Consider the following 26,751-nt stretch of genomic DNA (forward strand, 5'->3'; position numbering starts at 1 on the left):
CAGTCCGTCTCAGGTCAGCAGCCCGGTGCGGACCGGCTCGGCGGCCGGGCCCGCGTGCGGGTGGACGTGGTCGTGGCCGGGCAGGGCGTGCTGGCCCACGGCCTCCGGGGGCGGCCCGTCGTGCACCACACAGCCGTCGCGCAGCACCACCGCGCGGTCGATCAGCGGCTCCAGCGGGCCCAGCTCGTGCAGTACGAGCAGGACGGTGGCGCCCGCCGCGACCTGCCCCCGCAGCGTCTCGGCCAGCACCTCCTGGCTGGCCAGGTCGACCCCGGCCATCGGCTCGTCCATGATCAGCAGTTCGGGGGAGCCGACCAGCGCGCGGGCGATCAGCACCCGCTGGTGCTGGCCGCCGGAGAGCGCCTCGACGCTGTCCTTGGCGCGGTCCGCCATGCCCACCAGGTCCAGCGCCCGGTGGACGGCGTCCCGGTCGGCCCGTCCTGGCCACTTCAGCTTCGTACGGGAGAGCCGGCCGGAGGCGACGATCTCGCGGACGGTGGCGGGCACGCCGCCCGCCGCGGTGGTGCGCTGCGGGACGTACCCGATGCGCGCCCAGTCCCGGAACCGGCGCTGCGGGGTGCCGAACAGCTCCAGCTCGCCGCTGGACAGCGGCACCTGGCCGACCACCGCGCGGACGGCGGTGGACTTCCCGGAGCCGTTGGCGCCGAGCAGGGCCACCACCTCGCCGCGCCGTACGGTCAGGTCGACGCCGCGCAGGACGGGGCGTGCGCCGAGCGCCGCACCCGCCCCGCGCAGCGATATGACCGTGTCCTGGTCCTTCATGGCCGCATCCTCCCGTCGTGCCGTACCTGCTGGTCGCGCCCGGTCGCCGGCCGCCGTGCCGTCCGCCCGCTCACTTGGCGCCGAGCGCCTTCTGCAGCGCCGCCAGGTTGGCCTCCATGACCTGGACGTAGTCCTTGCCCCGGGACTTCTCGGTGATCCCCTCGATGGGGTCGAGCACGTCGGTCTTCACGCCGAGGTCCTTGGCCAGGGTCTGCGCCAACGCCGGGCTGGTCAGCGTCTCGAAGAAGACCGTGTTGACGTGGTGGTCCTTCGCCAGCTTCTGCAGCTCCTTCATCCGGCTGCCGCTGACGTCGCCCGACTCGGGGTCGATGCCGTTGATGGCTTCCTCGGTGAGGCCGTAGCGCTCGGCGAGGTAGCCGAAGGCGGCGTGGGTGGTGATGAAGGTGTCCGACTTCTTGTTCTTCAGTCCGTCCTGAAACTTCTTGTCCAGATCGGTCAGCTTCTTGACCAGGTCGTCGGTGTTACGGGCGTAGTCCGCCTTGTGCGCGGGGTCGGCGTCCGCGAAGGTCTTGCCCACTCCCTTGGCGACCTGGGCGAGCTTCACCGGGTCGAGCCAGATGTGCGGGTCGTTGCCGTCGCCCTCGTGATCGTGGCCTTCGTGGCCCTCGTGCCCGTGCTCGTCGTGGCCGGTGCCGTTGTCGCCGGTGGTGTGGTCGTGGCCGTCGACCTCCGAGCCGTGCTTCTTCAGCTTGGTCAGGGACGCCGCGTCGACGGTGTGCTTCACGCCGGACTGCTGGACGGCCTTGTCGACGGCGGGCTGCACGCCCTTGAGGTAGACGATCGCGTCGGACTCGCCGAGTTCGGCGGTCTGGCGGGGGCTGAGCTCCAGGTCGTGCGGCTCGGTGCCCGGCTTGGTCAGGTCGGTGACCTGGACGTGGTCCTTGCCGATCTCCTGGGCGAGGAACTCCATCGGGTAGAACGACGCCGTCACGTTCAGCTTGCCGTCGGCCTTGCCTCCGCCCGAGCCGGAGCAGGCGGAGAGGGTGAGCACGCCGAGTACGGAGGCTCCGGCCAGGACGGCGGTGGGTATGTGACGTCGTACGTTCATGACACTCATTTTCAACAAAAGTGGAAACGATTGTCAACAACGGCCTCCGGGGAGGGCTGCCGGGGAACCGATTTGATCCGGGGGGCAGGGCCGCCGGTAACCTGAGTCATTCGCCCGCCCGCCTCCCGGCCATCACCCCCACGGAGGCAGCAGGGCGCCGCTCCTATTAATCGTTCGTCGTCGCAATGAAGAGAGCACCGTGGCCGCCGACAAGATCGACACAATCGTCAGCCTGAGCAAGCGCCGTGGCTTCGTATACCCGTGCAGTGAGATCTACGGTGGCCAGCGCGCCGCCTGGGACTACGGCCCCCTCGGCGTCGAGCTCAAGGAGAACATCAAGCGCCAGTGGTGGCGTTCCATGGTCACCTCGCGCGACGACGTGGTCGGTATCGACTCGTCGGTGATCCTGGCCCCCGAGGTCTGGGTGGCCTCCGGTCACGTCGCGACCTTCACCGACCCGCTGACCGAGTGCACCGCCTGCCACAAGCGGTTCCGCGCCGACCACCTCGAAGAGGCGTACGAGGCCAAGCACGGCCGCCTCCCCGAGAACGGCCTGGCCGACGTCAACTGCCCGAACTGCGGCAACAAGGGCCAGTTCACCGAGCCCAAGCAGTTCTCCGGCCTGCTCTCCACCCACCTCGGCCCGACCCAGGACAGCGGCTCCGTCGCCTACCTGCGTCCCGAGACCGCGCAGGGCATCTTCACCAACTTCGCCCAGGTCCAGCAGACCTCCCGCAAGAAGCCGCCGTTCGGCATCGCGCAGATGGGCAAGTCCTTCCGCAACGAGATCACGCCCGGCAACTTCATTTTCCGGACCCGCGAGTTCGAGCAGATGGAGATGGAGTTCTTCGTCAAGCCGGGCGAGGACGAGCAGTGGCAGGAGTACTGGATGGAGCAGCGGTACAACTGGTACCGCGACCTCGGCCTGCGCGAGGAGAACATCCGCTGGTACGAGCACCCCGCCGAGAAGCTCTCGCACTACTCCAAGCGCACCGCCGACATCGAGTACCGCTTCCAGTTCGGCGGCTCGGAGTGGGGCGAGCTGGAGGGCGTCGCCAACCGCACGGACTATGACCTGTCCTCGCACGCCAAGGCGTCCGGCCAGGACCTGTCGTACTTCGACCAGGAGGCCGGCGAGCGCTACACCCCGTACGTCATCGAGCCGGCGGCCGGTGTCGGCCGCGCGATGCTCGCCTTCATGCTCGACGCGTACAACGAGGACGAGGCCCCGAACGCCAAGGGCAAGATGGAGAAGCGCACCGTGCTGCGCCTCGACCCGCGCCTGTCGCCGGTCAAGGTCGCCGTCCTGCCGCTGTCCCGCAACCCGCAGCTCTCGCCGAAGGCCAAGGGCCTCGCCGCCGACCTGCGCAAGAACTGGAACATCGACTTCGACGACGCGGGCGCCATCGGCCGCCGCTACCGCCGCCAGGACGAGATCGGCACGCCGTTCTGCGTCACCGTCGACTTCGACACCCTGGACGACAACGCGGTCACCGTGCGTGAGCGCGACACGATGAAGCAGGAGCGGGTGTCGCTGGACCAGATCCAGGCGTACCTGGGGGCGCGTCTGCTGGGCTGCTGACGCCAGTCGGTTCTCAGCGCATCGGCCGGGCCGGGGAATCCCCGGCCCGGCCGATGCGTGTGCGCCTGGGCCGGGACAATCAAGCCCGGCCGGCGTTTGAGGCCGTCTTTCACCGGACCGCCCGCGCGGCGAGTACCCCGCACAGCGCTGCCAGCGGCAGCTCCGCGCCGACCGCCATGGCTATGGCGCCCAGTAACTCGCTGCCCGGCCCGGCCGTCGCCACGTCGACGTACGCGTCGGCGACGAGCAGCACCGCTGCCGCCGCCGCGGCGGCGCGGTGGCCGGACCGCCCGTTCATCAGCCGGGTACCGGCGACCAGCAGGCACGCCGCCTCGGCCGCGTCCAGCGCCACCCAGGCCGCCGCCTCCGAGGGCGGCAGGGTTCCCGCGAGGTAGCCCATCCACGGCAGCAGGGCGAGTCCGGCGCCGGTCAGGACGCGACCCGCCCAGGTGCGACGGCTCGTCGTCAGGGTGAACGGGCGTGCTGCGCAAGGGGCGTTGAAGGCGATGAGTGCCATGGGTGTGCCTCTTCCGGGCCGGGTCGGCCCGGCTTTCGGGCTCGTGATCCACTCTTCCGGCGAGGGCGGTCGCGGTCAGTAACACCGGTGTCCGACTTGGGGTGGCACTAGTTGCACCCCGGGAACGGGCAGTGGCTTCATGGCTCGCCTGACAGGCCGCCGCATACCGTTCTGCTCATGACCATCCCGCCGCGGCTGCGCCGTGTTCTCGTACGGCTGCGCCGCGACCTCCTCTTCATCGGCGCCGGGGTGCCGCTGCACGGCATACCGCCCCTGTTGTGCATCTGGGCGTGCCTGCACATCGCCGACATCCTCGGGCCGGGGACCACCTGGGGAACCCTGGGGCTGCTGATCCCGGTGACGCTGCTCGTCATCTCCGCCTACGGCCTGACCGAGGCCCAGCGGTGGCGCTTCCGGACGCTGTGCGGCGTCGACCTGCCAAGGTTGCGCTTGCGTGAGGGGAAGCGGCAGTGGGGCTACAACTGCCTGATCGGTCCGCTCCTCGGGTTTCTCGAACTCGCCGTGCTGGCGGTGCTGGTGACGGCCCTGACGGCGGCGACGAGCCTGCTGTGGGTCGGGGCGCTCGCGTGGGACCTGCGGGCCGAACACATCGGATACTGGACGTGGGCGGGATACGCCACCGTCGCGGGCCTGCTCGTACTGGCCGCCGTACCCGCCCTGGCCGGCGCTCTCGTACGGCTGGAGAACGTGGTCGGCCGGGCAGTGCTGTACGTCAGCCGCTCCGAGGAACTGGAGCGGCGCGTCGAGGACCTGACCGAGAGCCGGGCCGGTGCGGTCGACGCCGCCGACGCCGAGCGGCGCCGTATCGAACGGGACCTGCACGACGGCGCGCAGCAGCGGCTGGTCGCGCTCGCGCTGAACCTGGGGCTCGCCAAGGCCACACTCAAGGATCTGCCGCCCGAGGCACGGCAGGTCATCGAGGAGGCGCACCGGGACGCCAAGGAAGCCATCGAGGAACTGAACAGCCTGGTCCGCGGGCTGCACCCGGCCGTGCTGGACGAACTCGGCCTGGACGCCGCCCTGTCGGGCCTCGCGGCCCGGGCGCCGCTGCCCGTACGGCTGTGGACGGACCTGCCCGGCCGGGCCGCCCCCGCCGTCGAGGCGGTCGCCTACTTCGTCGTCTCCGAGGCCCTCAACAACGTGGCCAAGCACGCCGAGGCGACCCGGGCCGAGGTGGACGTGACCCGCCTCGGGGAGATACTGCGGGTGGTCGTCGCCGACGACGGGGTGGGCGGTGCCGATCCGGCCCGGGGGAGCGGTCTGAAGGGGCTCGCCCAGCGCGTGCGCTCCGTGGACGGGGCGTTCCGGATGAGCAGCCCCGTCGGGGGCCCGACCACCATGACCGTGGAGTTGCCGTGCATGACCTGACGCCCGCCGTACGCCGCGCCGTGATCGCCGAGGACTCCGTCCTGCTGCGGGTCGGGCTGGTGAAGGTGCTGGAGACGGCCGGGTTCGAGGTGGCCGCCGAGGCCGGTGACGCGCAGGCGCTGCTGGCGGCGGTGGAGGGGCACCGTCCTGACCTCGCGGTGGTGGACGTACGGATGCCGCCGGGCTTCACGGACGAGGGGGTGCGCGCGGCGCTGGAGATCAGGGAGCGGTGGCCGGACACCGCCGTACTGATGCTGTCGCAGTACGTGGAGGAGCGGTACGCCGCCCACCTGCTCGCCTCGAACACCAGCGGTATCGGCTATCTGCTCAAGCAGCGGGTCGCGGACGTCGAGGAGTTCATCGAGGCGCTGCGCCGGGTCGCCGACGGCGGGACCGCGCTGGACCCGCAGGTCGTGGCGCAACTGCTGGTACGGCGCCGCAGCGACCCGCTGGAGCGGCTGACCGAACGCGAACGGGAGGTCCTGGCGCTGATGGCCGAGGGCCGTTCGAACGCGGGCATCGCGGGAGCACTCGTGGTGAGCGAGTCGGCGGTCGCCAAGCACATCAACAACATCCTGGCGAAGCTGGACCTGCCGAGGGCCGACGCGGATCATCGGCGGGTGCTGGCGGTGTTGCGGTTCCTGGGGGTGTGAGGGGAGCGGCGCCGTCGGCGCCCGGGCTCACGGGCGAACAGCGCCGGTACCCGCAGCTCCTTGCCGAAGGCGGCCGACTCCCGCGCGGTGTAGCCGTCCTCACCGGGCTCCCAGAACACGGTGGTCCGCTGCTCCTCCATGTCGACCAGCAGATACACCGGAACGCCGGCCTTCCCGTACGTCGCGAGCTTGTCCCCGTAGTCGTGGTGACGCGTCACCGGACAGGTCAGTTCGACGGCCAGCGAAAGATTCTGGCCGTCGAGGTGGTACTCGTCCGTGTCGAACGCGCTGTCGGCGACGGCGTACATCTCCGGTTGCAGGGCGCGCTCCTGCGCCGGGAAGGTGAAGAGGAAGGGGGCGCCCATGAGGACGTGACCGTCCGGAGTGAGCGGCGACAACTGCGATTCGATCGCCAGCATCGTGAGCGTGTAGTAGGGCGGCGGCCACGGCGACAGGACGATGCTGTCCGCGACGATCTCCGCCCGGTGGCCGGCGGGTACGTCGATGCTCAGGAGGTCACCGAGCACGCGCGGGAACCAGGCCGGGTCGTGCGGAACGCGTTCGGTCGTCTGCCGTTCGAGCATCAGTGTCATGACGCACCTTCCCCCGTTGAGTGATCAGGCTGATACTCAGCGTAGGGGGTGCCACTGACAACGCCGGCCGGTCCGTCAGCTCCGCAGCCCCCGCAACACCAACTCCACCACCGCCCCCAGCGCCTCCTCGATCCCCGGCCGCGACCACTCCGCCGCGTAGCACGGGTCGTGGAAGCGGCCGGTCGCGTCGAAGACCGCGCGGGCCAGGGTCGCCGAGTCGCCCGGCGCGAAAGCGCCCTGTTCGATGCCGTCGAGGATGATCGCGGCCAGTTGGCCGGTCAGGTCGGCGACGTGCTGTTCCACGACGCCGCCGCTCTCGCCGACCAGCGTCATGTAGGTCGCGAACAGTTCGGGGTCGTCGCCCGCCTTGTGCTGCTTCGCGGTGAACAGCTCGCGCACCCAGCGGCTCAGCCGCTCCGGCGCCGGGCCGTCCTCGGCGACGACGGCCTGCAGCCGCGTACTCGTACGGTCCAGCCAGCGCTGCGTGACCGCCTCGCGCAGCGCCGTCTTCGTGCGGAAGTGCCGGTACACGCTGCCGTGGCTGACGCCCAGCGCGCGCGCCACGTCGACGACGGTGGCCTTGGCCGGGCCGTAGCGGCGCAGCACGTCCTCGGTCACTTCGAGGATGCGTTCGGGTGTCAGGGTCTCGGCTGGTGGCATGGCGGGCGTACGGGCCTTTCAGGTCGGGGGCGCCGGGCGCGGCGTCCTGGTGCGGACGCGGAGGCGTCCTTCCACGGACCGTACCCGTACGCTCCCCGACTGTGCCCCTAAGGTCAGCGCTCGCTGTCCAGAAGGGCCATGTGCTCTTGCGGGTAGCGGTCGCCGGACGCGGAGCCCGCCGGGACGGCGCGCTCGATGGCCGCGAGGTCGCCGGCGTCCAGTGTGACGTCCAGCGCGCCCAGCGCCTCCGTCAGCCGGTCCCGGCGGCGCGCGCCGATCAGCGGCACGATGTCCTCGCCCTGGGCGAGGACCCAGGCGATGGCGATCTGGGCGACCGTGACGCCCTTCTGCCCGGCGATCGCGCGCAGCGCGTCGGTCAGGTCGAGGTTGCGGTGCAGGTTCTCGCCCTGGAAGCGCGGGCTCGCCGCGCGGAAGTCGCCGGCGGCCAGCTTGCGGTCGCGCGCGAAGTGGTCGCTGAGCAGGCCGCGGGAGAGCACGCCGTACGCGGTGATGCCGATGCCCAGTTCGCGCGCGGTGGGCAGGATCTTCTCCTCGATGCCGCGGGAGATGATCGCGTACTCGATCTGGAGGTCGGAGATCGGGGCGACGGCGGCGGCCCGGCGCAGGGTGTCCGCGCCGGCCTCGGACAGGCCGATGTGCCGTACGTGACCGGCCTCGACCAGCTCGGCGATGGCGCCGACCGTCTCCTCGACCGGTACGTCGGGGTCGACGCGGGCCAGCCGGTAGATATCGATGTGGTCGGTGCCCAGGCGCTGGAGCGAGTACGCGGCGAAGCTCTTCACCGCGGCGGGTCGGCCGTCGAAGCCGATGAACTCACCCTCGACGGTGCGCTGGGCGCCGAACTTGACGCTAATCAGCGCCTGTTCGCGACGGGCCGCGGGCGCGCTGCGCAGCGCCTCGTTGATCAGCAGCTCGTTGTGGCCCATGCCGTAGAAGTCGCCGGTGTCCAGCAGGGTGACGCCGGCTTCGAGCGCCGCGTGGATGGTGGCGACGGACTCGGCGCGGTCGCCGGGGTCGCCGTACGCGGCGGACATGCCCATGCAGCCGAGGCCGAGGGCCGACGACTGCGGGCCTGTGGTGCCGAGGGGGCGGGTCTGCACGGGGTGCTCCTCAGGGGCGCGGGAGGGGGGTGGAGGGCCGGCCGCCACGCGTCGCGGGGGAACACGACGCGTGGCGGCGGCGCTCCTCAACCTTGGCATGCGCGATGACAGATTTCAATATCTGTCATTCGCGCATTCCAGGGTCGGCCTCGTCCGGCGCGCCGCGCCCCTACGGCGCCACCCGCCCCCTTCCGGTCCCCGCCCGCTACCGCACCACCCGCGGCAACCGGAACGTGAGCGCCACATTGAGCCCGACCGTCGCCAACTGCGCGAGGAGCGCGACGATGAGGGCGTTCTGCACGCCGAGCGACGGCAGCAGCGTGAGGAAGAGCGTGCCGAGCGTCGCGACGCCCAGCGCCAGACCGGCCTGCTGGGTGGTGACCATCGCTCCGCCACCCACCCCTGCCTGGGCCGGCGGCAGTTCGCTGAGGACGATCCGCAGCAGGGTCGGCAGGACCAGGCCCTGGCCCACGCCGAGCACCGCCATCGCCGCCGCCAGCGCGGGGGTGGACACGTCGGCCCACTGCGTACGGAAGACGAGCGCCAGCGCGAGCAGCCCGGCGCTCTGGATCAGCGACCCGGCCACCACCACACGCCGCCCGAAGCGGGCCACCAGCCGCGGCCCGGCCAGCGACGCGACGAAGTACGCCGCGCACAGCGGGACGAGGGCGAGCCCGGCCGCCAGCGGCCCGTACCGCAGGCCGTCCTGGAGGGCGACCGCCACCACGAACATGAACCCGCCGAAGCCGATCGAGAACGGCAGGATCACGCCCAGGCCGCTGCGTACGGAGCGCAGGCGCAGCAGGGACGGCGGCACGAGCGGGGTGCGTCCGGCCCGTTCGGCGCGCCGCTCGACGACGACGAACGCCGCGGCGGCGAACGGGAAGACGGCCGGCAGCAGCCAGGACCACACCGGCCAACCGGCCGCGCGGCCCTCGGTCAGCGGCAGCAGGAGGCTGACCAGCGCGACGGCCAGCAGCAAGGTGCCGGGCACGTCGACCCGGCTGGGGTGCGGCGAGCGGGTCTCGGGCACGGTGCGCAGCGCGAGCAGCAGCGCCACCGCGGCGATCGGCACATTGACCAGGAACACCGCGCGCCAGCCGGTCCCGGCCAGGTCGACGGCGACCAGCAGCCCGCCGAGCACCTGCCCGAGCGCGCTGGAAACTCCGGCCGTACCGCCGTACAGGCTGAGCGCCTTGGCACGGCGTGCCCCGCTCGTCGTGGCCTGGATGGTGGCCAGCACCTGCGGCAGCAGCAGCGCGGCCGCCGCGCCCTGGGCGACGCGCGCCACGACCAGCGTCCAGGCGTCCGGCGCCAGGCCGCAGGCGAGCGAGGTGAGCCCGAAGGCCGCCAGCCCCCACAGGTAGAGCCGGCGCCGGCCGACCATGTCACCGAGCCGTCCGCCGACGACGAGCAGGACCGCGTACGCGACGCCGTAGCCCGCGACGACCATCTCCAGCAGGGCCGGGCCCGCGCGCAGGTCGCGGTCGATGGTCGGCAGCGCGACGTTGACGATAAAGAAGTCGATCATCGGCAGGGCGGCGCCGAGGAGCACGGTGACCAGGCCGACCGGGGTCAGCGCGGGGTGGGTGGGACGGGTGGGTGCGGACTCGGGGGCCCGCGTCGGGACGGTGGGTACGTCGCGTACGTCGGTATCGCTCACAGGGATGACGATCGTCCGTCGCCCAGGGGGGTACCAGAGTCTCCTTATCCTGGTAGCGGCGCTACCTGGCAACCCGCTGAGCTCTCCGGCACCATGGGATCATGACCGCCACCATGCCGGAGAGAACGCCGGAGCGAACAGGGCCCCCGCGGACCGACGGCGACGTCAGGCGCGGCGAGCTGGCCGCCTTCCTGCGCAGCCGCCGCGAGCGGATCACCCCGGAACAGGTCGGTCTGCCGCGCGGCCCCCGCCGCCGTACACCGGGCCTGCGCCGCGAGGAGGTCGCCCACCTCTCGGCCGTCGGTGTCACGTGGTACACGTGGCTTGAGCAGGCGAGGGACATCAAGGTCTCGCCCCAGGTGCTGGACGCCGTGGCCCGCGCACTCCAGATGGACCGGGCCGAGCGCGGCCACCTCTTCGCGCTGGCCGGCGTGCCCGACCCGGTGCGGAACAGCGAGTGCACGGGCGTGTCACCGGCGATGCGGCAGATGCTCGACCGGCTCACGCCGTTCCCCGCCGCCGTCCAGAACAGCCGGTTCGACCTCCTCGCCTACAACAGCACCTACGGGCGGCTGCTGTGCGACCTGGACGCGCTGCCCGAGGAGGACCGCAACTGCCTCTGGCTGGCGTTCACCAACGCGGAGTGGCGGGCGAGTCTGGTGGATCTGAACGAGACGCTGCGTGTGATGGCCGCCAAGTTCCGCGCGTCCATGGCGGGCCGTGTCGCCGAGCCGCCCTGGAAGGCGATGGTGGCGCGGCTGGAGGCGGCCTCGCCGGAGTTCCGCGAGATCTGGGCGCGGCAGGAGGTCGTACGGCCGGTCAGCCAGTCCAAGCTCTTCCGTCAGCGGGACGTCGGCCTGCTGCGGCTGTCCTCCACAAACCTGTACACCGGCCCCGGCCAGGGGCCCAAGATGATCACCTACACGCCCGACGACGAGGCGACGCGCGAGAAGCTGGAACAGCTTCAGGCTTTGATCCGCGCGGCAGGCTGACCGCCGTGACCCTGCGGCGGGGCCTGGTCCCCCGTGGACTCCAGGCGCTCCGCGGCGCGGCGCGCGGTGCCCTGGGCCCAGCGGCCGGTGGTCAGCGCGCCCAGCAGCAGCACGGCCGCGCCGCATCCGGCGATGATCCACCAGGCGGGGCGGCTCGCCTCGACGAACCGGCTGCCGGTGGCGGCGGCGCGGGTGCCGCTGGCCAGTACGGCGCCGATCACCGCGACCCCCAGTGAGCCGCCCACCTGCCGGCTGGTGGAGGCGACGGCCGCGGCCACGCCCGCCTGCGTACGGGGCATCCCGGACACCGCGGTGTTGGTGATGGGCGCGTTGACCAGGCCGAAGCCGACGCCGAAGAGCACGTACCCGGTGAAGAGCAGCGGTGTGCTCGCCTCCGCCTCGAAGCCCGCGAACAGCACTCCGCTGGCCGCCATCGCCAGCCCGGCCAGCAGCAGCGGCAGCCGCGGCCCCACCGAGCCGACCAGCCGCCCGGACAGCGGCGCGAAGACCAGCGTCATGCCCGCCATCGGCAGCATGTAGAGCCCGGCGTCCAGGGCGGACAGGCCCCGCACGTCCTGGAGGTAGAGCGTGTTGACGAAGAGGAAGCCGCTGAGCGCGGCGAACGCGCAGACCGCCACGACGGTGGCGCCGCTGAACGGCGCGCTGCGGAAGAACCGCAGGTCGATCAGCGGCTCGATGCGGCGCCGCTCGTACAGCAGCAGTCCGGCGAGCGCGGCGACGGCCGTCGCGGCGAAGCCGAGGATCAGCGGCGAGGTCCAGCCGACCGCGGGTGCCTCGATGATCGCGTACGTGAGCGCGCCGAGCAGCACGATCACCAGCAGTTGGCCGACGGGGTCGACGCGGCGCGGCCTGGGGGCGCGCGACTCCGGCACGTACCGCATGGTCAGGAAGAGGGCGAGCGCCCCGATGGGGACGTTTATCCAGAAGATCGCGCGCCAGTCGACGGTCTGCACCAGCAGCCCGCCGACGATCGGCCCGGCCGCCATGCTGATGCCGACCACGCCGCCCCACACACCGATCGCGCGGGCCCGTTCCCTCGGCTCGGTGAAGGTGTTGGTGATGATCGACATGGCGACGGGGTTGAGCATCGAGCCGCCGACGGCCTGCACCATGCGGAACGCGACCAGGCACTCCAGGTTCGGCGCCAGGCTGCACAGCAGCGAGCCGAGCGAGAAGACCACCAGGCCCGCCTGGAAGACCCGGCGGCGGCCGAGCCGGTCGGCGGTGGAGCCGGCCAGCATCAGCAGCGAGGCGAGGACCAGGGTGTAGGCGTCGATCGTCCACTGCATGCCGGAGACCGAGGTGTCCAGATCCTTCTGCATGGACGGCAGGGCGACGTTCAGGACGGTGTTGTCGAGGCTGACGATCAGCAGGCTCATGCAGCAGATCGCCAGGACGAGCAGACGCCGCCGGTGACTCGGCTCGGGCATAGGTGAACGGTACAACGAACGGGGGGCGGCGGCTCCTGAGGTACCGCCGGGGGAGGGCCGAACGCGTCGCTGCGGGAGTCCGCGACCGGCCGCCGCCGGGGGACGGGACGAGCCGCTGCGGGAGCTCGCGACCGGCCGCCGCCGAAGGGCGCGACGAGCCGTCGCGGGCGTCCGCGGCCAGGGGACCTACGGCTCTGGCGAGGCACCCGCGCGAGTGCGCGACAATGGGAGGTCGCTCAGTCCGCCCGTCGACCGCCGAAGGAAACCCGCTCCTCATGACTAAGCTGCAGATCGGCCCGCACGCGGTGCAGCCGCCCGTGGTCCTCGCGCCGATGGCCGGGATCACCAACGCCCCCTTCCGGACGCTGTGCCGGGAGTTCTCGGGCGGCAAGGGCCTGTTCGTCAGCGAAATGATCACGACGCGGGCGCTGGTCGAGCGCAACGAGAAGACCATGCAGCTCATCCACTTCGACGAGACGGAGAAGCCGCGCTCCATCCAGCTCTACGGCGTCGACCCGGACACCGTCGGCAAGGCCGTCCGCATGATCGCCGAGGAGGGCCTGGCCGACCACATCGACCTGAACTTCGGCTGTCCGGTGCCGAAGGTGACCCGCAAGGGCGGCGGCTCGGCCCTCCCGTACAAGCGGCATCTGCTGCGCTCCATCCTGCGCGAGGCGGTGACCAACGCGGGCGACCTGCCGGTCACCATGAAGATGCGCAAGGGCATCGACGACGACCACATCACCTTCCTCGACGCCGGCCGGATCGCGGTCCAGGAGGGCGTCACGGCCATCGCGCTGCACGGCCGGACCGCGGCCCAGCACTACGGCGGCACGGCCGACTGGGACGCCATCGCGCGCCTGAAGGAGGCCGTGCCGGAGATCCCGGTGCTGGGCAACGGGGACATCTGGTCGGCCGACGACGCGCTGCGGATGGTGCGCGAGACCGGCTGTGACGGAGTGGTCGTGGGGCGCGGCTGCCTGGGGCGGCCGTGGCTCTTCGGCGACCTGGTGGCCGCCTTCGAGGGCACGGGTACGTACGCGAAGCCGACCCTCAAGGAGGTCGCGGCCGTGATGCTGCGGCACGCCACGCTGCTGGGGGAGTGGATCGGGGACGAGGCGCGCGGAGTCATCGACTTCCGCAAGCACGTCGCCTGGTACACGAAGGGCTTCTCGATCGGCTCGGAGCTGCGCAAGAAGCTGGCAATCGCCTCGTCGCTGGACGAACTGGACGCTCTGATGAGCGAGCTGGACCTCGACCAGCCCTGGCCCGCAGGCGCCGACGGACCCCGTGGCCGCACATCTGGCCGGAACCGGGTGGTCCTGCCCGACGGCTGGCTGGACGACCCGTACGACCGCACGGGCGTCACGGCCGACGCGGAACTGGACACTTCGGGCGGCTGAGGAGCAAACGCGACGCGAGAGGCCGGGCGAGAGCCCGGCCTCCCGTCTTTCGGCGGGTCCGATTCCGGGTCCGCATCGCGGGGCCGGGGCCGGCGCAACGGCGTGATTCTCGCCACCCCTGATAGGGGTTGCGCTCAGATGAGCGTTTCGGGCGGGAGTGCATCTCTCCAATTGCTGGCACTGGGTGCCGCCCATCTCGCGTTCGCCTCTTCAAGCGAATGTCGCATTCCGTAGCGAATCCGCAGGCGAGTGTTCGCTCTACGCCACCATGTCTTCAAACATTGAAGTCGCCCCTCCCTCCGCCGCGACTTTCGATCTGCTGGCGGACGACGGGTTACGGGCGTATGTCGACCGAGTGGACGTACCCAGACGCCTTCGATCTGGGTATGTTCCTCGCCGTCAGGGCAGCCCGCGGCGAGGAGAGAGTCCCGTGCCGGAAACACAAGATCCCCACGTAACCCCGTCCGAGCCTTCGAAGTTCGTCTACGACTTCACCGAGGGCAACAAGGACCTCAAGGACCTTCTCGGCGGCAAGGGCGCCAACCTCGCCGAGATGACCAACCTGGGGCTTCCCGTTCCGCCGGGGTTCACGATCACCACCGAGGCGTGCAAGGTCTACCTCGACAGCGGCCAGGAGCCCGCGGCACTGCGTGCCGAGGTCACCGAGCACCTCGAAGCGCTCGAAGCGACCATGGGCAAGAAGCTCGGCCAGGCCGACAACCCCCTTCTCGTATCGGTGCGTTCCGGGGCGAAGTTCTCGATGCCCGGCATGATGGACACCGTGCTGAACATCGGCCTGTCCGACGCGTCGGTTTCCGGCCTCGCCGCCCAGGCCGGCGACGAGCGCTTCGCGTGGGACTCCTACCGCCGTCTCATCCAGATGTTCGGCAAGACCGTGCTCGGCGTGGACGGCGACCTCTTCGAGGAGGCGCTGGAGGAGGCCAAGCGGGCCAAGGGCGTACGCGTCGACGTCGACCTGGACGCGGCCGACCTGAAGAACCTCGTCGGCCAGTTCAAGGACATCGTTTCCAAGGAGACCGGCCGGAACTTCCCGCAGGAGCCCCGCGAGCAGATGGACCTCGCCGTCCGCGCGGTCTTCGACTCGTGGAACACCGACCGCGCCAAGCTCTACCGCCGCCAGGAGCGCATCCCCGGCGACCTCGGCACCGCCGTCAACATCTGCTCCATGGTCTTCGGCAACCTCGGCCCGGACTCCGGCACCGGCGTCGCCTTCACCCGTGACCCGGCCAGCGGCCAGCAGGGCGTCTACGGCGACTACCTGCAGAACGCGCAGGGCGAGGACGTCGTCGCGGGCATCCGCAACACCGTGCCGCTCGCCGACCTCGAAGGCATCGACAAGCCGTCCTACGACGAGCTGATGCAGATCATGGAAACGCTCGAAACGCACTACAAGGACCTGTGCGACATCGAGTTCACCATCGAGCGCGGCAAGCTGTGGATGCTCCAGACCCGCGTCGGCAAGCGCACCGCGGGCGCCGCGTTCCGCATCGCCACCCAGCTCGTCGACCAGGGCCTGATCGACGAGGCCGAGGCGCTCCAGCGGGTCAACGGCGCGCAGCTCGCGCAACTGATGTTCCCGCGCTTCGACGAGAACGCGAAGACGCAGCAGATCGGCCGGGCCATCGCCGCCTCGCCGGGCGCCGCCGTCGGCAAGGCCGTCTTCGACTCCTACACCGCGGTCAAGTGGTCCCGCTCCGGCGAGAAGGTCATCCTGATCCGCCGCGAGACCAACCCCGACGACCTCAACGGCATGATCGCCGCCGAGGGCATCCTCACCTCGCGCGGCGGCAAGACCTCGCACGCCGCCGTGGTCGCCCGCGGCATGGGCAAGACCTGTGTCTGCGGCGCCGAGGAGCTGGAGGTCGACACCAAGCGCCGGTGCCTGACCGCGCCCGGCGGCATCGTGGTCGAGGAGGGCGACGTCGTCTCCATCGACGGCTCCTCCGGCAAGATCTACCTCGGCGAGGTGCCGGTCGTGCCGTCCCCGGTCGTCGAGTACTTCGAGGGCCGCATGCACGCCGGCGCCGACGACGCCGACGAGCTGGTCAAGGCCGTGCACCGGATCATGGCGTACGCGGACCGGGTGCGCCGGCTGCGCGTACGGGCCAACGCCGACAACGCCGAGGACGCCGCCCGCGCCCGCCGCTTCGGCGCCCAGGGCATCGGCCTGTGCCGTACCGAGCACATGTTCCTCGGCGAGCGCCGCGAGATGGTCGAGCGCCTGATCCTCGCCGACACCGACGCCGACCGCGAGGCGGCCCTCGGTGGCCTGCTGCCCCTCCAGAAGGCCGACTTCGTCGAGCTGTTCGAGGCCATGGACGGCCTGCCGGTGACGGTCCGCCTCCTGGACCCGCCGCTGCACGAGTTCCTGCCCGACATCACCGAACTCTCCGTACGCGTCGCCCTCGCCGAGTCCCGCAAGGACGCCAACGAGAACGACCTGCGCCTGCTCCAGGCCGTGCACAAGCTGCACGAGCAGAACCCGATGCTGGGCCTGCGCGGCGTCCGCCTCGGCCTGGTCATCCCCGGCCTGTTCGCCATGCAGGTACGGGCCATCGCGGAGGCGGCGGCCGAGCGCAAGAACGCCGCCAAGGGCGACCCGCGGGCCGAGATCATGATCCCGCTGGTCGGCACCGTCCAGGAGCTGGAGATCGTCCGCGAGGAGGCCGAGCAGGTCATCGCCGAGGTCGAGCGGGCCCACGGCGTGGACCTCAAGCTCACCCTCGGCACGATGATCGAACTGCCCCGCGCGGCGCTGACCGCCGGCCAGATCGCCGAGTCCGCCGACTTCTTCTCCTTCGGCACCAACGACCTGACCCAGACGGTCTGGGGCTTCAGCCGCGACGACGTCGAGGCCAGCTTCTTCACCGCCTACCTGGAGAAGGGCATCTTCGGCGTCAGCCCGTTCGAGACCATCGACAAGGACGGCGTCGGCTCCCTGGTCCGCAGCGCCGCCGAGGCCGGCCGCGCCACCCGCCCCGACCTCAAGCTCGGCGTCTGCGGCGAGCACGGCGGCGACCCGGAGTCGGTGCACTTCTTCCACGAGGTGGGCCTGGACTACGTCTCCTGCTCCCCGTTCCGCATCCCGGTCGCCCGCCTCGAAGCGGGTCGCGCGGCGGCGGAGTCCCTGGGCAGTGACAGCCGCTGAACCCGTGACACCCGGTAGGCCAACCGGAGTTGGTGTCGGACCGTACCGACCCTCACCCTGACGCCGGCTCCGGAACCCGACGAGGGCGGCACCTGTGCGGAGGTGCCGCCCTCGCTTTTCTCCGGACTCCCCCCTCGGGAGCTGCCGTCAGCCATGTCGGCCTGGTTGACGGCCTTCCACGGCAAATGCTGAGCGGTCGGTCATTGCCTCGTCACCCCCCACGGGATCGAGCAATCCGTTCCATTCGCACTGCCGTCGAATTGAGTTACAGCTTTCCCTGCCCGCCGCGTTGGCGCGACCCCTTTCAACTCTGGCCAAAAGGGCGTGGTGACAGGCTGTGTCTGCGTGCATACTCAGATGGCCGGGGGTCGACTAGGGAGCATTGGTGGGGGTTCGGTGCTACGCGTCCATTTCAGTGGACCGGATCTGGCCCGGGTGCGCATTGCCGCGCGCCCTGACGTGCTGTGGGAGACCGTTTTAAGTTTTCACCGACTGCGCGACCGGCGGCCCGGCGCGGCCTTCGGCAAATGGCGCTCCGATGCCCGGTGCAGGTTGAATGGTGAAACACGACTGCTGGCGCCGCTCGTTCCCACGCGCGGCTATTTTCCGGATTTCCTGACGCCGCCGGAGGGGCTCCTCGGCATCGACGAAGGGCTGGCGGCGCTCCGCGCGACCCCGCCCGCGCGACTGCATGCCGAACTTTCGCGGCTGCCCGCGACCCGGCCGCTGCCGACGTGGCTGCGGGAGCTGAGCGAGGGCGATTCCGCGGCGCTCGGGCGGCTCGCCGGCGCGCTGCGGAGCTATTACGAGAACGCCGTCGCGCCGTACTGGCCGCTGCTCCAGGCCCGTATCGAGGCGGACCGTGCCGCCCGCGGCCGGGCCCTGCTGGACGGCGGCGCGGACCATCTGCTCGCCTCGCTCCCGCCCACGATGCGCTGGCGGCCGCCCGTCCTGGAAGTGGACTACCCGGTCGACCGCGACCTGTTCCTGAACGGCCGGGGGCTGCTCCTGCTCCCGTCGTTCTTCTGCCGTCACACGCCCGTCACCTTCGCCGACCCCGAGCTCACCCCCGTCCTCGTCTACCCCTTGGAGCACCCCGCGCCCCGCGTCATGCCGGCCGTCACGCCCGGCCACTCGCTGGGCAAGCTCGTCGGGCGGACCCGCTCGGCGATCCTGCACGGCGTGGGCGGCGGCTGCACGACGAGCGAACTGGCGCGGCGCGTCGACGTGTCGCTGGCCTCGGCCAGCCAGCACGCGACGGTGCTGCGCGATGCGGGGCTGCTGCTGACACTGCGCCACGGCAACGCCGTACTCCACACGCTGACGCCGCTGGGGGCGGCGCTGCTGCGGGGCGGTCCGGAGGTGGACGTCCGGGGGGTGGACACCCGAGGGCTGGAGATATCGGCGCTGGAGGCGCGGGAGGCGGATGTGCGGGTGCCGGGGGCGGGGGCTGTGCAGTAACGTTCCAGCGCCCCGCACCCAGGACGGCCTCCATTCAGTACGGACGATCGCCCGTGATCGCCACCCGCTCGGCGACCCGGCGCCCCGCCCCGTAGTCGTTGACCGCGTAGTGCTGCGTGGCGCGGTTGTCCCAGAAGGCGACGTCCCCCGCCTGCCAGCGGAACCGCACCTGGAACTCCGGTACGTGCGCCTGCTGGAACAGCAGCCGCAGCATCCGGTCGCTCTCCGCCCGCTCCCACCCCACGATGCGGGTGGTGAAGGAGGTGTTGACGAACAGCATCCGGCGGCCGGTCTCCGGGTGCCGCCGTACGACCGGGTGCTCGACCGGCGGGAACTGCTCCTGGAACGGCGCCAGCCGCTCGGCGGAGTAGAAGCGCGCGAAGCCCGGCAGGAAGTCGTGCACGGCGGTCGCGCCGTCGATACGGTCCCGTACGTCCTGCGGCAGGTTGTCGTACGCGGCCGCCATGTCCGCCCACATGGTGTCGCCCCCGTACGGCGGGACCTCGCGCAGTTGCAACACCGCGCCCAGCGCCGGACGTTCGCGGAACGTCACATCCGTGTGCCACACGTTCTCGAAGGTGGACACCGCGCTGCGGTCGAACCGTACGACGTCCTCGGCGTCCCCGGTGGCCAGCAGCGGATTGGTCTCCAGCTCACCCCAGTTGCGGGCGAACGCGCGCTGTGCGGCCGAGGTGAGGTGCTGCCCCCGGAAGAACAGCACCTTCCACTCCAGCAGCGCACGGTTCAACTCCTCACGCAGTGCCGGGTCGAGAGGGCGGGACAGGTCGAGGCCGCGGATCTCCGCGCCGATGGTCGCGGCCTGCGGGACGATCTCGAACCGCTCGTAGGGCCGGTCCTCCCAGTCCTCGGGCGTGCGGCGCAGGACGCGGGTGCCCTCGTAGAGGCCGTCGGCGGGGATGCGGTGGTCACGGAGGGCGGGGGAGGGAGCGGGCGAGGCCGGGGTCGGGGCGGTGTGGTCGGCGATGGCCGTCAAGGGTTCCTCCTGGAGGGAGAGGAGCGAAAGGTACGGAGAGAGGCGCGGCGCCCGCACCGGCATCCGGCGTCCCGCGTCCAAGGAACGCCGGGATCACGGGAACAAGCACCGTTGCCGTACGGGTGCGGAGCTGCCGCGGCGGTGCGCGGAAGTTGCCGCCGGAAGGGCCGTTACGCCCGGAAGGTCACCGACAGCGGAGAGCGGCGGCCGGGGGCGAACCCACCCGGCCGCGGCGGCGCAGAAACGTCATGCCGCGGGGCGCGCACTCGCCGTGGGGGCCGCAGCGCAGCGGCTCCGCCTCACGGAAGGTCGAGTACGTGGTCATGGCACGCACCGTACCTCATGGCCAGGGGAAGGGACACCGTACGCCCCTCGCCCCCTCAGCCCTTCAACTCCTTGTACAGGTACACGTCCGCGTGCCCGCCCGGCATCCCCGGCACCCGCCCGACCTCGGTGTACCCCTGCCGCTCGTAGAATCCCGGCGCCTGGAACGTGTACGAGGACACCGTCGCGCGGTCGCAGCCGCGCCGTACCGCCTCCTGCTCCGCGGCGTGCAGCAGCTTCGCGCCCCAGCCGGCCGACCGGCTCTCCTCCCGTACCCACAGGAGGTGGATCCCGCACAGCCCGCCCCACACCCAGGCGCTCAGCCCGCCGATCAACTCACCCTCCGTGTCCGTCACCTGTACCGAGAATTCGGCCCGCTCGGCGCCGACCGTGGCAGCGGCGTTGAAGGCGTCGAGCTCGTCCTCCAGGCGCTTCTCCAGGGCGGCGTCGTGAGCGCCGATCGTGAGTACCGTCTCCTGGGCCGGGGTGGTGGCATCGCTCATGGCTGAGTTCTCCCACACGTTTCCCGCGCACCGCCACCGATTTTCCGTGCCGCCGCTTTTGGCGGCCGGGGCTGACGGGGAATCTTCCTTGTCAGAGATCGTCACGGTTGTCCCCCCGGCGAGCAGCAGGAGAGTGCGATGGCCAGAAACCCGCGCCGCGCCGGCGAGCGGTGGACGGAAGGACTGCTGCCGGGCTCGGTGGCGGCCCCGTACCACCCGAACGGTACGGGGATGGCGCACGCGGGCGCGACGGTGGCCGAAACCATCGGCTCGCCGTGAACTCCTCGGCCCGCGCGCGTTCGTCCCAGTCGCCTCAGTCGTCGATCCCCGACCGCTCCACCCCGGCCACGATGTACCGCTGGAGCAGCACGAACACGACTACCAGCGGCGCGATCGAGATCGCCGCCGCGATGAACAGTTCGTGCAGGTTGAGGTTCTGCGCCGTGGTGAACGTGGACAGCGCGACCTGCACCGTCCACGATTGCCGGTCCTGGCCGATGACCAGCGGCCACAGGAACGCGTTCCAGGCGCCGATGAAGACGATCGTGCCGACGGCCGCGAAGACGGGCCGCGAGTTGGGCACCACGATCCGCCAGTACGTACGCCAGTACCCGAGCCCGTCCACCCGCGCCGCGTCCTCCAGTTCCCGGGGGAAGCCGAGGAAGTACTGGCGGAACATGAAGCAGGCGAAGGCGCTGAACAGGGTCGGGACGATCAGTCCGCGCAGGGTCGAGATCCAGCCGAGCGACGAGACGAGGACGAAGCTGGGGACGAAGGTGACGGCCGCCGGGACCATCAGGGTGCCGAGGATCGCGTAGAAGACGAGGTTGGCGTGCCGGTACGGGATGCGGGCCAGCCCGTATCCGGCCAGTGAGGCCAGCAGGACCGTGCCCACGGTCGTGGAGACCGCGATGAGGGTGGAGTTGAGCAGCGCGCGGGCCATCGGCAGGTTCGGGTCGTCGAAGACCTCGGTGAGGTTCGACCACTGGAGGTCGCGCGGGAAGAACGTCCAGTCGGGGGCGGTGATGTCCTGCTCGGTGGCCAGGCCGTTGCGTACGAGCAGGTAGAACGGGAGGAGGAAGAGGAGGGCGAGGACGGTGACGATCACCGCGCGCAGCGCGCGCCCGGCCCGGACGCGGGGGTCCTGCGGCGCGCGCGGGCGTTCCGTGAACCTTGGCCTGTTCGTCATCGCTCAGTCCTCCTTCCGCCCGAGGCCGAACCAGCGCGCCTGGACGACGGTCGCCACGGCGATGATCAGCGCCAGGATCACCGCGCCCGCGCTGCCCAGCCCGAGGTTCTGCTCCTGCCCGAGGGCGGTGTAGTAGAGGTACACCAGCGGCGGGCGGGCGTACGGCGGGTAGCCGCGGGCGTCGGACATCAGGTTGTAGAACTCGTCGAACGCCTGGAACGCGTTGATCACGAGCAGCAGGACGACGGCGACCGAGGTGGCGCGCAGTTGCGGCAGGGTGATGTACCGGAGCGTCTGCCAGCCGGGCCGCGCGCCGTCCACCGCGGCGGCCTCGTACAGGCGGGGCGAGATCCGTTGCAGCCCGGCCAGGAACAGGATCATGAAGAAACCGGCCTGCAGCCATAGCCGTACGGTCACGATCACCAGCCAGTACCAGGGCGGGTCGGTCGTGGACAGCCACGCGGTCTGGTCCGCGCCGAACCACCCGAGCACGGTGTTGGCCAGCCCGAACCGCACCCCGTTGAAGATCGACAGCTTCCAGATCAGCGCCGCGACCACGTACGAGCACGCGGTCGGCAGGAAGAAGACCGAGCGGAAGAACGCCTGGGCGAAGCGCAGCCGGTTGACCATGAGCGCGAGGCCGAGCGAGAGCACGTACGTCGCCGGCACGATGAACGCCGTGAACAGCAGGAACGTGCCCAGGCTGCTCACGAAGGCGTCGTCGCCGAGCATCGCCGTGTAGTTGTCCAGCCCGACGAAGTCCGTCGGCGTGACCGTGTTGTGGGCGTCGAAGAAGCTGAGGTAGACGCTCCAGGCCAGCGGTACGTACGTGAACAGCCCCAGCCCGATCGCGAACGGCCCCACGAACGCCCAGAACCACAGGTTCCGGTTCTGCTGCCCCCGGAGGCGGGCGAGGGGCCCGCCTCCGGGGCGTGCGCCGGTGCCGGCTCCGCTGCCTGCCTTCGTACCGGCGGTCCCCGCTCCGCTCACTTCTTCGCCCGCTGCAACTCGGCCTCCACCTTGCGCACCACACCCTTCAGCTCGCTCTCCGGATTCGCGCCGCCCTTGATGATGCGGTTGAGCGCGTCCTGGTAGGCGGTGCTGCTCGGCGTCGTCCAGAGCAGCGGCTCGGCGTGGCCGTACTGGGTGGCGTACGAGACCGCGTCGGCCGCCGCGCCCTCCCGGAGCTGCTTCGCCTTCTTGGCGAGCGAGGTGCGGGCGGGGATGTGGAAGCCGTACGCGAGGGCGAAGTCCTCCTGCTTGTCGGTCCCGTCCACCCACAGCCACTTCACGAACGCCTTGGCCTCCGCCCGGTGCTTGCTGCGCGCACTGACCGCCGAACTGTACGCCCCTACGGGTACGGCCGGCTTCCCGGCGCCGTCCTTCGGGAACGGCAGCACCCCGAAGTCGTCCCCCAGCGCCTTCCTGACCTGCGGCAGCGCCCACAGGCCCGACCACTGCATGGCGGTCAGCCCCTGTACGAAGGCCGCCGGGGCGGACCAGTCCGTCGGCGCTCCCAGCAGCAACGATTCGTCGGCGTACAACTGCCGGATCTTCCCGAGGACCCGGGCGGCGGCCGGATCGTCGAAGCCGACCTTCCCGTCCTCCGTGATCAGACTCAGCCCCGCGGCGAACAGCGGCGTACCGCCCAGCACCGCGGCCCCGCCGTCGTTCCCCAGGAACAGCCCCTTGACCTTGTCCTTCCGGTGCCGCGCGGTCAGCGCCTTCGCGGCCTCCACCAGCTCGTCGACGCTGCGCGGCGGCTCGACGCCCGCCGCCTTCAGCAGGCTCTTCCGGTAGAACAGCAACTGGGTGTCTATGGTCTGCGGCACCGCCCAGACCTTGTCCTGCCAGATCTTCGGCGCGAGCACCGCCTGGTTGAAGTCGTCCCGGGCGGACGCGATCTCCGCCGTCAGGTCCACGACCTGCCCGCCCTTGATCTGGTCCAGCTTCGGCCCGTTGACCTCGAAGACGTCCGGCCCGGAGTCCGTCAGCAGCGCGGCGGCGGTCTGCCGGTCGTAATCGCCGGGCCGCCACTGCACCGTGACCCGCGCCTTGCCGTACGCGGCCGCGTACCGCTTGACGGCCTGCTCGGTGCCCGGCTCCCCGTACTGGTGGTACCACTGGCTGAGCTCCGGACCCGAACCCTTGCCGTTACGGCCCGTGTTGGAACCGCAGGCCGCCAGGACCGCCGTGAGGGCCGCCCCTCCGGCCACCCCGAGCAGCCGCCGTCTGCCGATGTCGCGAGTCATGCCCGATCGCCCCCTACGTGGCCCGCCGCGCGTCGCGCGCCGGTCGTCGTCCGGCTGTCGTGCCGCTTCCGGTGATCGTCGATCACCGTCCGCCGCGAGCGCCTACTTTGCCGCACCACCGTGAAGAACGCATTGCACCTGCGCGAAAAGGGCCGGGGGGTGTCGGTGCCGTCGCCCGCGTCCGCGCAGCTCAGGCCATTGCTGGGCCGCGCTCGGGCCGATTGTCAGACCCCTGGTGCATGATTCGGTACAAGGCATTCACCGCACGGCCGTTCGTCCGTCCACCCGCCCACTCGTCCATCCATCTGTCCGCCCGTCCGCCCGTCCGAAGGAGACGCCCATGATCATCGTGTCCGGCACGCTCCACGTAGCCCCCGACGCCCGCGAGGCATACCTGGCCGACTGCGACGCGGTGACCGAACAGGCCAGGAAGACCCCCGGCTGCCTGGACTTCACCCTCACGGCCGACCGCCTGGGCCCCGGCCGCATCAACGTCTACGAACGCTGGGAATCCGACGCCGAACTGGCCGCGTTCCGAGGCAGCGGACCGGAGGCCGGGCAGACGGCGGCCATCCTGGACGCGGACATACGGAAGTACCGGATATCCGGCGTCGAGGCGTCCTGAGCAGGCACGGGAACGGAGCAGGGCCGGCTGAACGGAACAGGGCCGGGGCCAAGGCACTCATGATCTGAGTGCCTTGGCCCCGGCGCCGGTGGGCGGGTTTGCCCGGTGTCGCTGCCGTCGGTGTTGCTCGTCAGGCGATGGTCGCGTGCGACGGCGTCTTGATGTCGGTCAGCTCGCGCGGGGCGAACGGTGCCTGCCAGTTGCCCGTGCCCTGGTAGAGGTACGAGGCGCCGTCCGGCGTGGTGACGAAGAGGTCGGCGCGGCCGTCACGGTTCGCGTCACCGATGCCGACCAGCTGGCGGTAACCGCCCCAGCCGGCGCCGATCTTCACCCGGGAGTCGACATTGCCGTCCCCGGTGCCCAGGAACAGCCATAGGACACCGGAACGGTCGCGGGCCACCACGTCACCGGCGGAGGCACCGGCCACGTCACCGACGGCGGTGATGCTGTCGTAGATGTCCCAGCCCGCGCCGATCTTCTTGCGCGGCGCGAACGGTGTCCGCCAGTTGCCGGTGCCCTCGTAGAGCCAGAGCACGCCGGACCGGTCGCGGGCCAGCAGGTCGCTGCGGCCGTCACCGTTGAGGTCGCTGCCGCCGGTGATCGCGTCGTACGGGTCCCACCCGGCGCCGACCTTCAGCCGTCCGTCGAAGGTCCCGTCGCCCTTGCCGAGGTACAGCCACAGCACGCCCGACGCGTCCCGTGCCACCACGTCACCGGCGGAGGCACCGGCCACGTCGCCGACGGCGGTGACCTTGTCGTAGATGTTCCAGCCCCAGCCGGCCGTCTTCGACTCCGTGCCCTTGAGCTGCGGCGTGTCCCGCGAGTCGTGGTAGGTGTCCTGGAGCGACAGGTTGCCCGCCGCGTCACGGGACAGCACGTCCGGCGAACCGTTGTCGGTGTAGTCGTGCGGGGCGGGCTTGCGGCGGACGGTGAACTTACCGTTCAGGTCCAGGTCGGGGCCGATTCCATTGTTGGGCCGGGCGGTGAGCTGCCAGGTGTAGTCACCGTTGGGAGCGGCCATGGTGTCGCTGCCGTGGCCGAGCAGGCCGTCCCACTCCACGTCCAGGGACTTCGGCCCCGGGGCCCTGTCCATGGTGGGCAAGTCGATGTAGCGCTCCTTGCCGGACGCGGTGTGGCGCAGCGTGATGTACACGGAGGCGTTGCGCCGCGAAAGCTGCCAGTGTGCCCTCCAGCTACCGCGGCTCAGGTCGGCAACGGCGGGTACGGAAGAGCCGAGGAGGGTGAGCTTGGTCGGCTCGCCGGTGCTCGCGACGAGCTTGGTGACGGGCTCGCCCTTGGCCTCGGTGGAGATCCGGTAGAGGCCCTCGCCCTGCTCGACGGTGCCGCCCATCACCAGCAGGTCGCCCTCGGGCGTGGGCGTCGTGGAGGTGGCGTGGTCCAGCACCTTGTGCATGGGGCCACCGATGAAGTTGGCGTAGAGGGCCGATGCATACGCGGCGTACCCTTCGTACACCTTGTCCGCGTACCCGTGCAGCACCCAGTTGCCGACCAGGCCCACCATGTTGGCGGCGTCGTCGGCGTATAGCTCCTCGCTCCACGGCCGCCGTTCCGGCCCACGCTGCGCGACGCTGACGCTTACGCGTTTGCCACCGCTGTGGGGGGCTCCGACCGACGCCATGTACGTCGGGGACAGGGCGGCGGTGGCCCTGTCGTCGGTCGTCAGCCCGCCGTTGTCGCTGACCCTCGCGGCGGCCAGGTCGACCACCGCGTAGTCGTTGCTCTCGAAGGGGTGCGTCTTCCCGGCGAACCGCACCAGAGCCGAGCCCGGTGTCCCGGCCACCGCGGTGAACTTCCGCGTCTTCTCCGGCAGCCCGGTGATCTTCCGGTCGGTGAGCTTGCCGTCCATGAGCCCGAGGACGTGGGCTTCCTCGGCGCCCTCCAGGGGCTTGACGGCGATCACCCAGGGGCCGACCGCGCCTTTGTACGTGTAGCCGCCCGCGGCGAGGTCGACGAGGGTGGACGACCCGGTGGCCATGTCGCGCAAGGTGATCTCGCGGGACGCGGTGATGCTCGGATTGTCGCCCACGGCCACCACGTCGGACGCGGCACCGTGCGCGATGTCCTGGGTGTGCTGGCCGCTGTCCTGGCCCACCTCGGTCGTCGTGCCGTCGGCGTAACGCGTCCACCGCAGGGTGTTCTTCGTGTCGACCGAGAGGAAGCCGGTGGTGCCGGCGCTCACGATCTCCGACCCCGGCGTAATCTTCAGAACCGGCTTCGCGGGGGCGGCGGCAGCAGAGGACGCGAATGTCCCGCCGCTCACCGCGAGCCCGAGCGCGACGGCTCCGCCCAGTACCCGGCGGAACGGCCGGGACCGTCTCGGTCCCGGCGCGGCTGAAC

General features: G+C 71.0%; 24 protein-coding genes. 9 read left to right on the forward strand and 15 right to left on the reverse strand.

The window, feature by feature from the left end; all coding sequences use genetic code 11:
• Positions 1-9: 9 nt before the first annotated feature.
• On the reverse strand, positions 10-783 hold the full coding sequence (locus EJG53_RS27450) for a metal ABC transporter ATP-binding protein (protein ID WP_125047122.1): 774 nt from the start codon (positions 781-783) through the stop codon (positions 10-12).
• A gap of 70 nt (positions 784-853) precedes the next feature.
• Entirely contained in the window at positions 854-1,852 is a 999-nt protein-coding gene (locus tag EJG53_RS27455; RefSeq protein ID WP_125047123.1) for a metal ABC transporter substrate-binding protein, read from the reverse strand.
• A 199-nt stretch (positions 1,853-2,051) separates the two neighbouring features.
• Here EJG53_RS27455 and EJG53_RS27460 point away from each other — a divergent pair, with 199 nt between their 5' ends.
• Positions 2,052-3,434 (forward strand): glycine--tRNA ligase, encoded by a 1,383-nt coding sequence (locus EJG53_RS27460; RefSeq protein ID WP_125047124.1) that lies wholly within the window; start codon positions 2,052-2,054, stop codon positions 3,432-3,434.
• Positions 3,435-3,543: 109 nt separating this feature from the next.
• Here the strand turns inward: EJG53_RS27460 and EJG53_RS27465 are convergent, their stop codons facing one another.
• Positions 3,544-3,951: a hypothetical protein gene (locus EJG53_RS27465; RefSeq protein WP_125047125.1), complete on the reverse strand. Its 408-nt coding sequence runs from the start codon at positions 3,949-3,951 to the stop codon at positions 3,544-3,546.
• A 177-nt stretch (positions 3,952-4,128) separates the two neighbouring features.
• Here EJG53_RS27465 and EJG53_RS27470 point away from each other — a divergent pair, with 177 nt between their 5' ends.
• Positions 4,129-5,340 carry a sensor histidine kinase gene (locus EJG53_RS27470; protein ID WP_125047126.1) on the forward strand — a complete coding sequence of 404 codons (1,212 nt, stop codon included), beginning with the start codon at positions 4,129-4,131 and terminating at the stop codon, positions 5,338-5,340.
• 20 nt (positions 5,341-5,360) lie between these two features.
• Entirely contained in the window at positions 5,361-5,993 is a 633-nt protein-coding gene (locus EJG53_RS27475; protein WP_125049630.1) for a response regulator, read from the forward strand.
• On the opposite strand, the gene EJG53_RS27480 is transcribed toward EJG53_RS27475, so the two are convergent.
• From EJG53_RS27480 to EJG53_RS27495, 4 genes are all read right to left on the reverse strand, one after another.
• On the reverse strand, positions 5,951-6,586 hold the full coding sequence (locus EJG53_RS27480; RefSeq protein WP_125047127.1) for a Uma2 family endonuclease: 636 nt from the start codon (positions 6,584-6,586) through the stop codon (positions 5,951-5,953). The genes EJG53_RS27475 and EJG53_RS27480 overlap by 43 nt on opposite strands.
• 75 nt (positions 6,587-6,661) lie before the next feature.
• Positions 6,662-7,246, reverse strand: coding sequence for a TetR family transcriptional regulator (locus EJG53_RS27485; protein WP_125047128.1), 585 nt, complete (start codon positions 7,244-7,246; stop codon positions 6,662-6,664).
• A gap of 113 nt (positions 7,247-7,359) precedes the next feature.
• The gene (locus tag EJG53_RS27490) at positions 7,360-8,367 is read right to left on the reverse strand and encodes an aldo/keto reductase (protein ID WP_125047129.1); all 1,008 of its coding nucleotides are present in this window, start codon (positions 8,365-8,367) and stop codon (positions 7,360-7,362) included.
• A gap of 205 nt (positions 8,368-8,572) precedes the next feature.
• Positions 8,573-10,030, reverse strand: coding sequence for an MFS transporter (locus tag EJG53_RS27495; protein ID WP_125047130.1), 1,458 nt, complete (start codon positions 10,028-10,030; stop codon positions 8,573-8,575).
• A 101-nt stretch (positions 10,031-10,131) separates the two neighbouring features.
• On the opposite strand from EJG53_RS27495, the gene EJG53_RS27500 reads away from it, so the two are divergent.
• Positions 10,132-11,022 (forward strand): helix-turn-helix transcriptional regulator, encoded by an 891-nt coding sequence (locus tag EJG53_RS27500; RefSeq protein ID WP_174856464.1) that lies wholly within the window; start codon positions 10,132-10,134, stop codon positions 11,020-11,022.
• Here EJG53_RS27500 and EJG53_RS27505 read toward each other — a convergent pair.
• Entirely contained in the window at positions 10,995-12,473 is a 1,479-nt protein-coding gene (locus tag EJG53_RS27505; RefSeq protein WP_125047131.1) for an MFS transporter, read from the reverse strand. The genes EJG53_RS27500 and EJG53_RS27505 overlap by 28 nt on opposite strands.
• A gap of 275 nt (positions 12,474-12,748) precedes the next feature.
• Between EJG53_RS27505 and dusB the strand changes: the two genes are divergently transcribed.
• The 3 genes from dusB (at position 12,749) to EJG53_RS27520 (ending at position 18,506) form a co-directional block, all read left to right on the forward strand.
• On the forward strand, positions 12,749-13,876 hold the full coding sequence (gene dusB / locus EJG53_RS27510) for a tRNA dihydrouridine synthase DusB (protein ID WP_125047132.1): 1,128 nt from the start codon (positions 12,749-12,751) through the stop codon (positions 13,874-13,876).
• A 430-nt stretch (positions 13,877-14,306) separates the two neighbouring features.
• On the forward strand, positions 14,307-17,045 hold the full coding sequence (gene ppdK, locus EJG53_RS27515; protein ID WP_125047133.1) for a pyruvate, phosphate dikinase: 2,739 nt from the start codon (positions 14,307-14,309) through the stop codon (positions 17,043-17,045).
• Positions 17,046-17,597: 552 nt separating this feature from the next.
• On the forward strand, positions 17,598-18,506 hold the full coding sequence (locus EJG53_RS27520; protein ID WP_125049632.1) for an ArsR/SmtB family transcription factor: 909 nt from the start codon (positions 17,598-17,600) through the stop codon (positions 18,504-18,506).
• 34 nt (positions 18,507-18,540) lie between these two features.
• On the opposite strand, the gene EJG53_RS27525 is transcribed toward EJG53_RS27520, so the two are convergent.
• The 3 genes from EJG53_RS27525 to EJG53_RS27530 form a co-directional block, all read right to left on the reverse strand.
• Positions 18,541-19,500 carry a TauD/TfdA dioxygenase family protein gene (locus EJG53_RS27525; RefSeq protein ID WP_125047134.1) on the reverse strand — a complete coding sequence of 320 codons (960 nt, stop codon included), beginning with the start codon at positions 19,498-19,500 and terminating at the stop codon, positions 18,541-18,543.
• 184 nt (positions 19,501-19,684) lie between these two features.
• The gene (locus EJG53_RS40720; RefSeq protein ID WP_154806402.1) at positions 19,685-19,825 is read right to left on the reverse strand and encodes a hypothetical protein; all 141 of its coding nucleotides are present in this window, start codon (positions 19,823-19,825) and stop codon (positions 19,685-19,687) included.
• Between the two features lie 55 nt (positions 19,826-19,880).
• Entirely contained in the window at positions 19,881-20,327 is a 447-nt protein-coding gene (locus tag EJG53_RS27530) for a GNAT family N-acetyltransferase (protein ID WP_125047135.1), read from the reverse strand.
• A 138-nt stretch (positions 20,328-20,465) separates the two neighbouring features.
• Between EJG53_RS27530 and EJG53_RS40725 the strand changes: the two genes are divergently transcribed.
• Entirely contained in the window at positions 20,466-20,606 is a 141-nt protein-coding gene (locus tag EJG53_RS40725; RefSeq protein WP_154806403.1) for a hypothetical protein, read from the forward strand.
• Positions 20,607-20,640: 34 nt separating this feature from the next.
• On the opposite strand, the gene EJG53_RS27535 is transcribed toward EJG53_RS40725, so the two are convergent.
• From EJG53_RS27535 to EJG53_RS27545, 3 genes are all read right to left on the reverse strand, one after another.
• On the reverse strand, positions 20,641-21,516 hold the full coding sequence (locus EJG53_RS27535; protein ID WP_125047136.1) for a carbohydrate ABC transporter permease: 876 nt from the start codon (positions 21,514-21,516) through the stop codon (positions 20,641-20,643).
• Positions 21,517-21,519: 3 nt separating this feature from the next.
• Complete coding sequence (locus EJG53_RS27540) at positions 21,520-22,398, reverse strand: carbohydrate ABC transporter permease (protein ID WP_125049633.1); 879 nt, start codon at positions 22,396-22,398, stop codon at positions 21,520-21,522.
• 104 nt (positions 22,399-22,502) lie between these two features.
• Positions 22,503-23,768, reverse strand: coding sequence for an ABC transporter substrate-binding protein (locus EJG53_RS27545; RefSeq protein WP_125047137.1), 1,266 nt, complete (start codon positions 23,766-23,768; stop codon positions 22,503-22,505).
• Between the two features lie 340 nt (positions 23,769-24,108).
• On the opposite strand from EJG53_RS27545, the gene EJG53_RS27550 reads away from it, so the two are divergent.
• Positions 24,109-24,393 (forward strand): putative quinol monooxygenase, encoded by a 285-nt coding sequence (locus EJG53_RS27550; protein WP_125047138.1) that lies wholly within the window; start codon positions 24,109-24,111, stop codon positions 24,391-24,393.
• Positions 24,394-24,523: 130 nt separating this feature from the next.
• Here the strand turns inward: EJG53_RS27550 and EJG53_RS27555 are convergent, their stop codons facing one another.
• A complete protein-coding gene (locus tag EJG53_RS27555) occupies positions 24,524-26,593 on the reverse strand; it encodes an FG-GAP repeat domain-containing protein (protein ID WP_125047139.1) in 2,070 nt (689 codons plus the stop codon).
• Positions 26,594-26,751: the final 158 nt, after the last annotated feature.

Source organism: Streptomyces chrestomyceticus JCM 4735, from assembly GCF_003865135.1.
Lineage (GTDB): Bacteria > Actinomycetota > Actinomycetes > Streptomycetales > Streptomycetaceae > Streptomyces > Streptomyces chrestomyceticus.

Bases quoted from the DNA above. Each gene is read 5' to 3' on its own strand.
- EJG53_RS27550 (WP_125047138.1), top strand. From the start codon at position 24,109: ATGATCATCGTGTCCGGCACGCTCCACGTAGCCCCCGACGCCCGCGAG.
- EJG53_RS27505 (WP_125047131.1), bottom strand. From the start codon at position 12,473: ATGCCCGAGCCGAGTCACCGGCGGCGTCTGCTCGTCCTGGCGATCTGC.
- EJG53_RS27500 (WP_174856464.1), top strand. From the start codon at position 10,132: ATGACCGCCACCATGCCGGAGAGAACGCCGGAGCGAACAGGGCCCCCG.
- EJG53_RS27535 (WP_125047136.1), bottom strand. From the start codon at position 21,516: ATGACGAACAGGCCAAGGTTCACGGAACGCCCGCGCGCGCCGCAGGAC.
- EJG53_RS40720 (WP_154806402.1), bottom strand. From the start codon at position 19,825: ATGACCACGTACTCGACCTTCCGTGAGGCGGAGCCGCTGCGCTGCGGC.
- dusB (WP_125047132.1), top strand. From the start codon at position 12,749: ATGACTAAGCTGCAGATCGGCCCGCACGCGGTGCAGCCGCCCGTGGTC.
- EJG53_RS27465 (WP_125047125.1), bottom strand. From the start codon at position 3,951: ATGGCACTCATCGCCTTCAACGCCCCTTGCGCAGCACGCCCGTTCACC.
- EJG53_RS27530 (WP_125047135.1), bottom strand. From the start codon at position 20,327: ATGAGCGATGCCACCACCCCGGCCCAGGAGACGGTACTCACGATCGGC.
- EJG53_RS27485 (WP_125047128.1), bottom strand. From the start codon at position 7,246: ATGCCACCAGCCGAGACCCTGACACCCGAACGCATCCTCGAAGTGACC.
- EJG53_RS40725 (WP_154806403.1), top strand. From the start codon at position 20,466: ATGGCCAGAAACCCGCGCCGCGCCGGCGAGCGGTGGACGGAAGGACTG.
- EJG53_RS27450 (WP_125047122.1), bottom strand. From the start codon at position 783: ATGAAGGACCAGGACACGGTCATATCGCTGCGCGGGGCGGGTGCGGCG.
- EJG53_RS27470 (WP_125047126.1), top strand. From the start codon at position 4,129: ATGACCATCCCGCCGCGGCTGCGCCGTGTTCTCGTACGGCTGCGCCGC.
- EJG53_RS27545 (WP_125047137.1), bottom strand. From the start codon at position 23,768: ATGACTCGCGACATCGGCAGACGGCGGCTGCTCGGGGTGGCCGGAGGG.
- EJG53_RS27480 (WP_125047127.1), bottom strand. From the start codon at position 6,586: ATGACACTGATGCTCGAACGGCAGACGACCGAACGCGTTCCGCACGAC.
- EJG53_RS27455 (WP_125047123.1), bottom strand. From the start codon at position 1,852: ATGAACGTACGACGTCACATACCCACCGCCGTCCTGGCCGGAGCCTCC.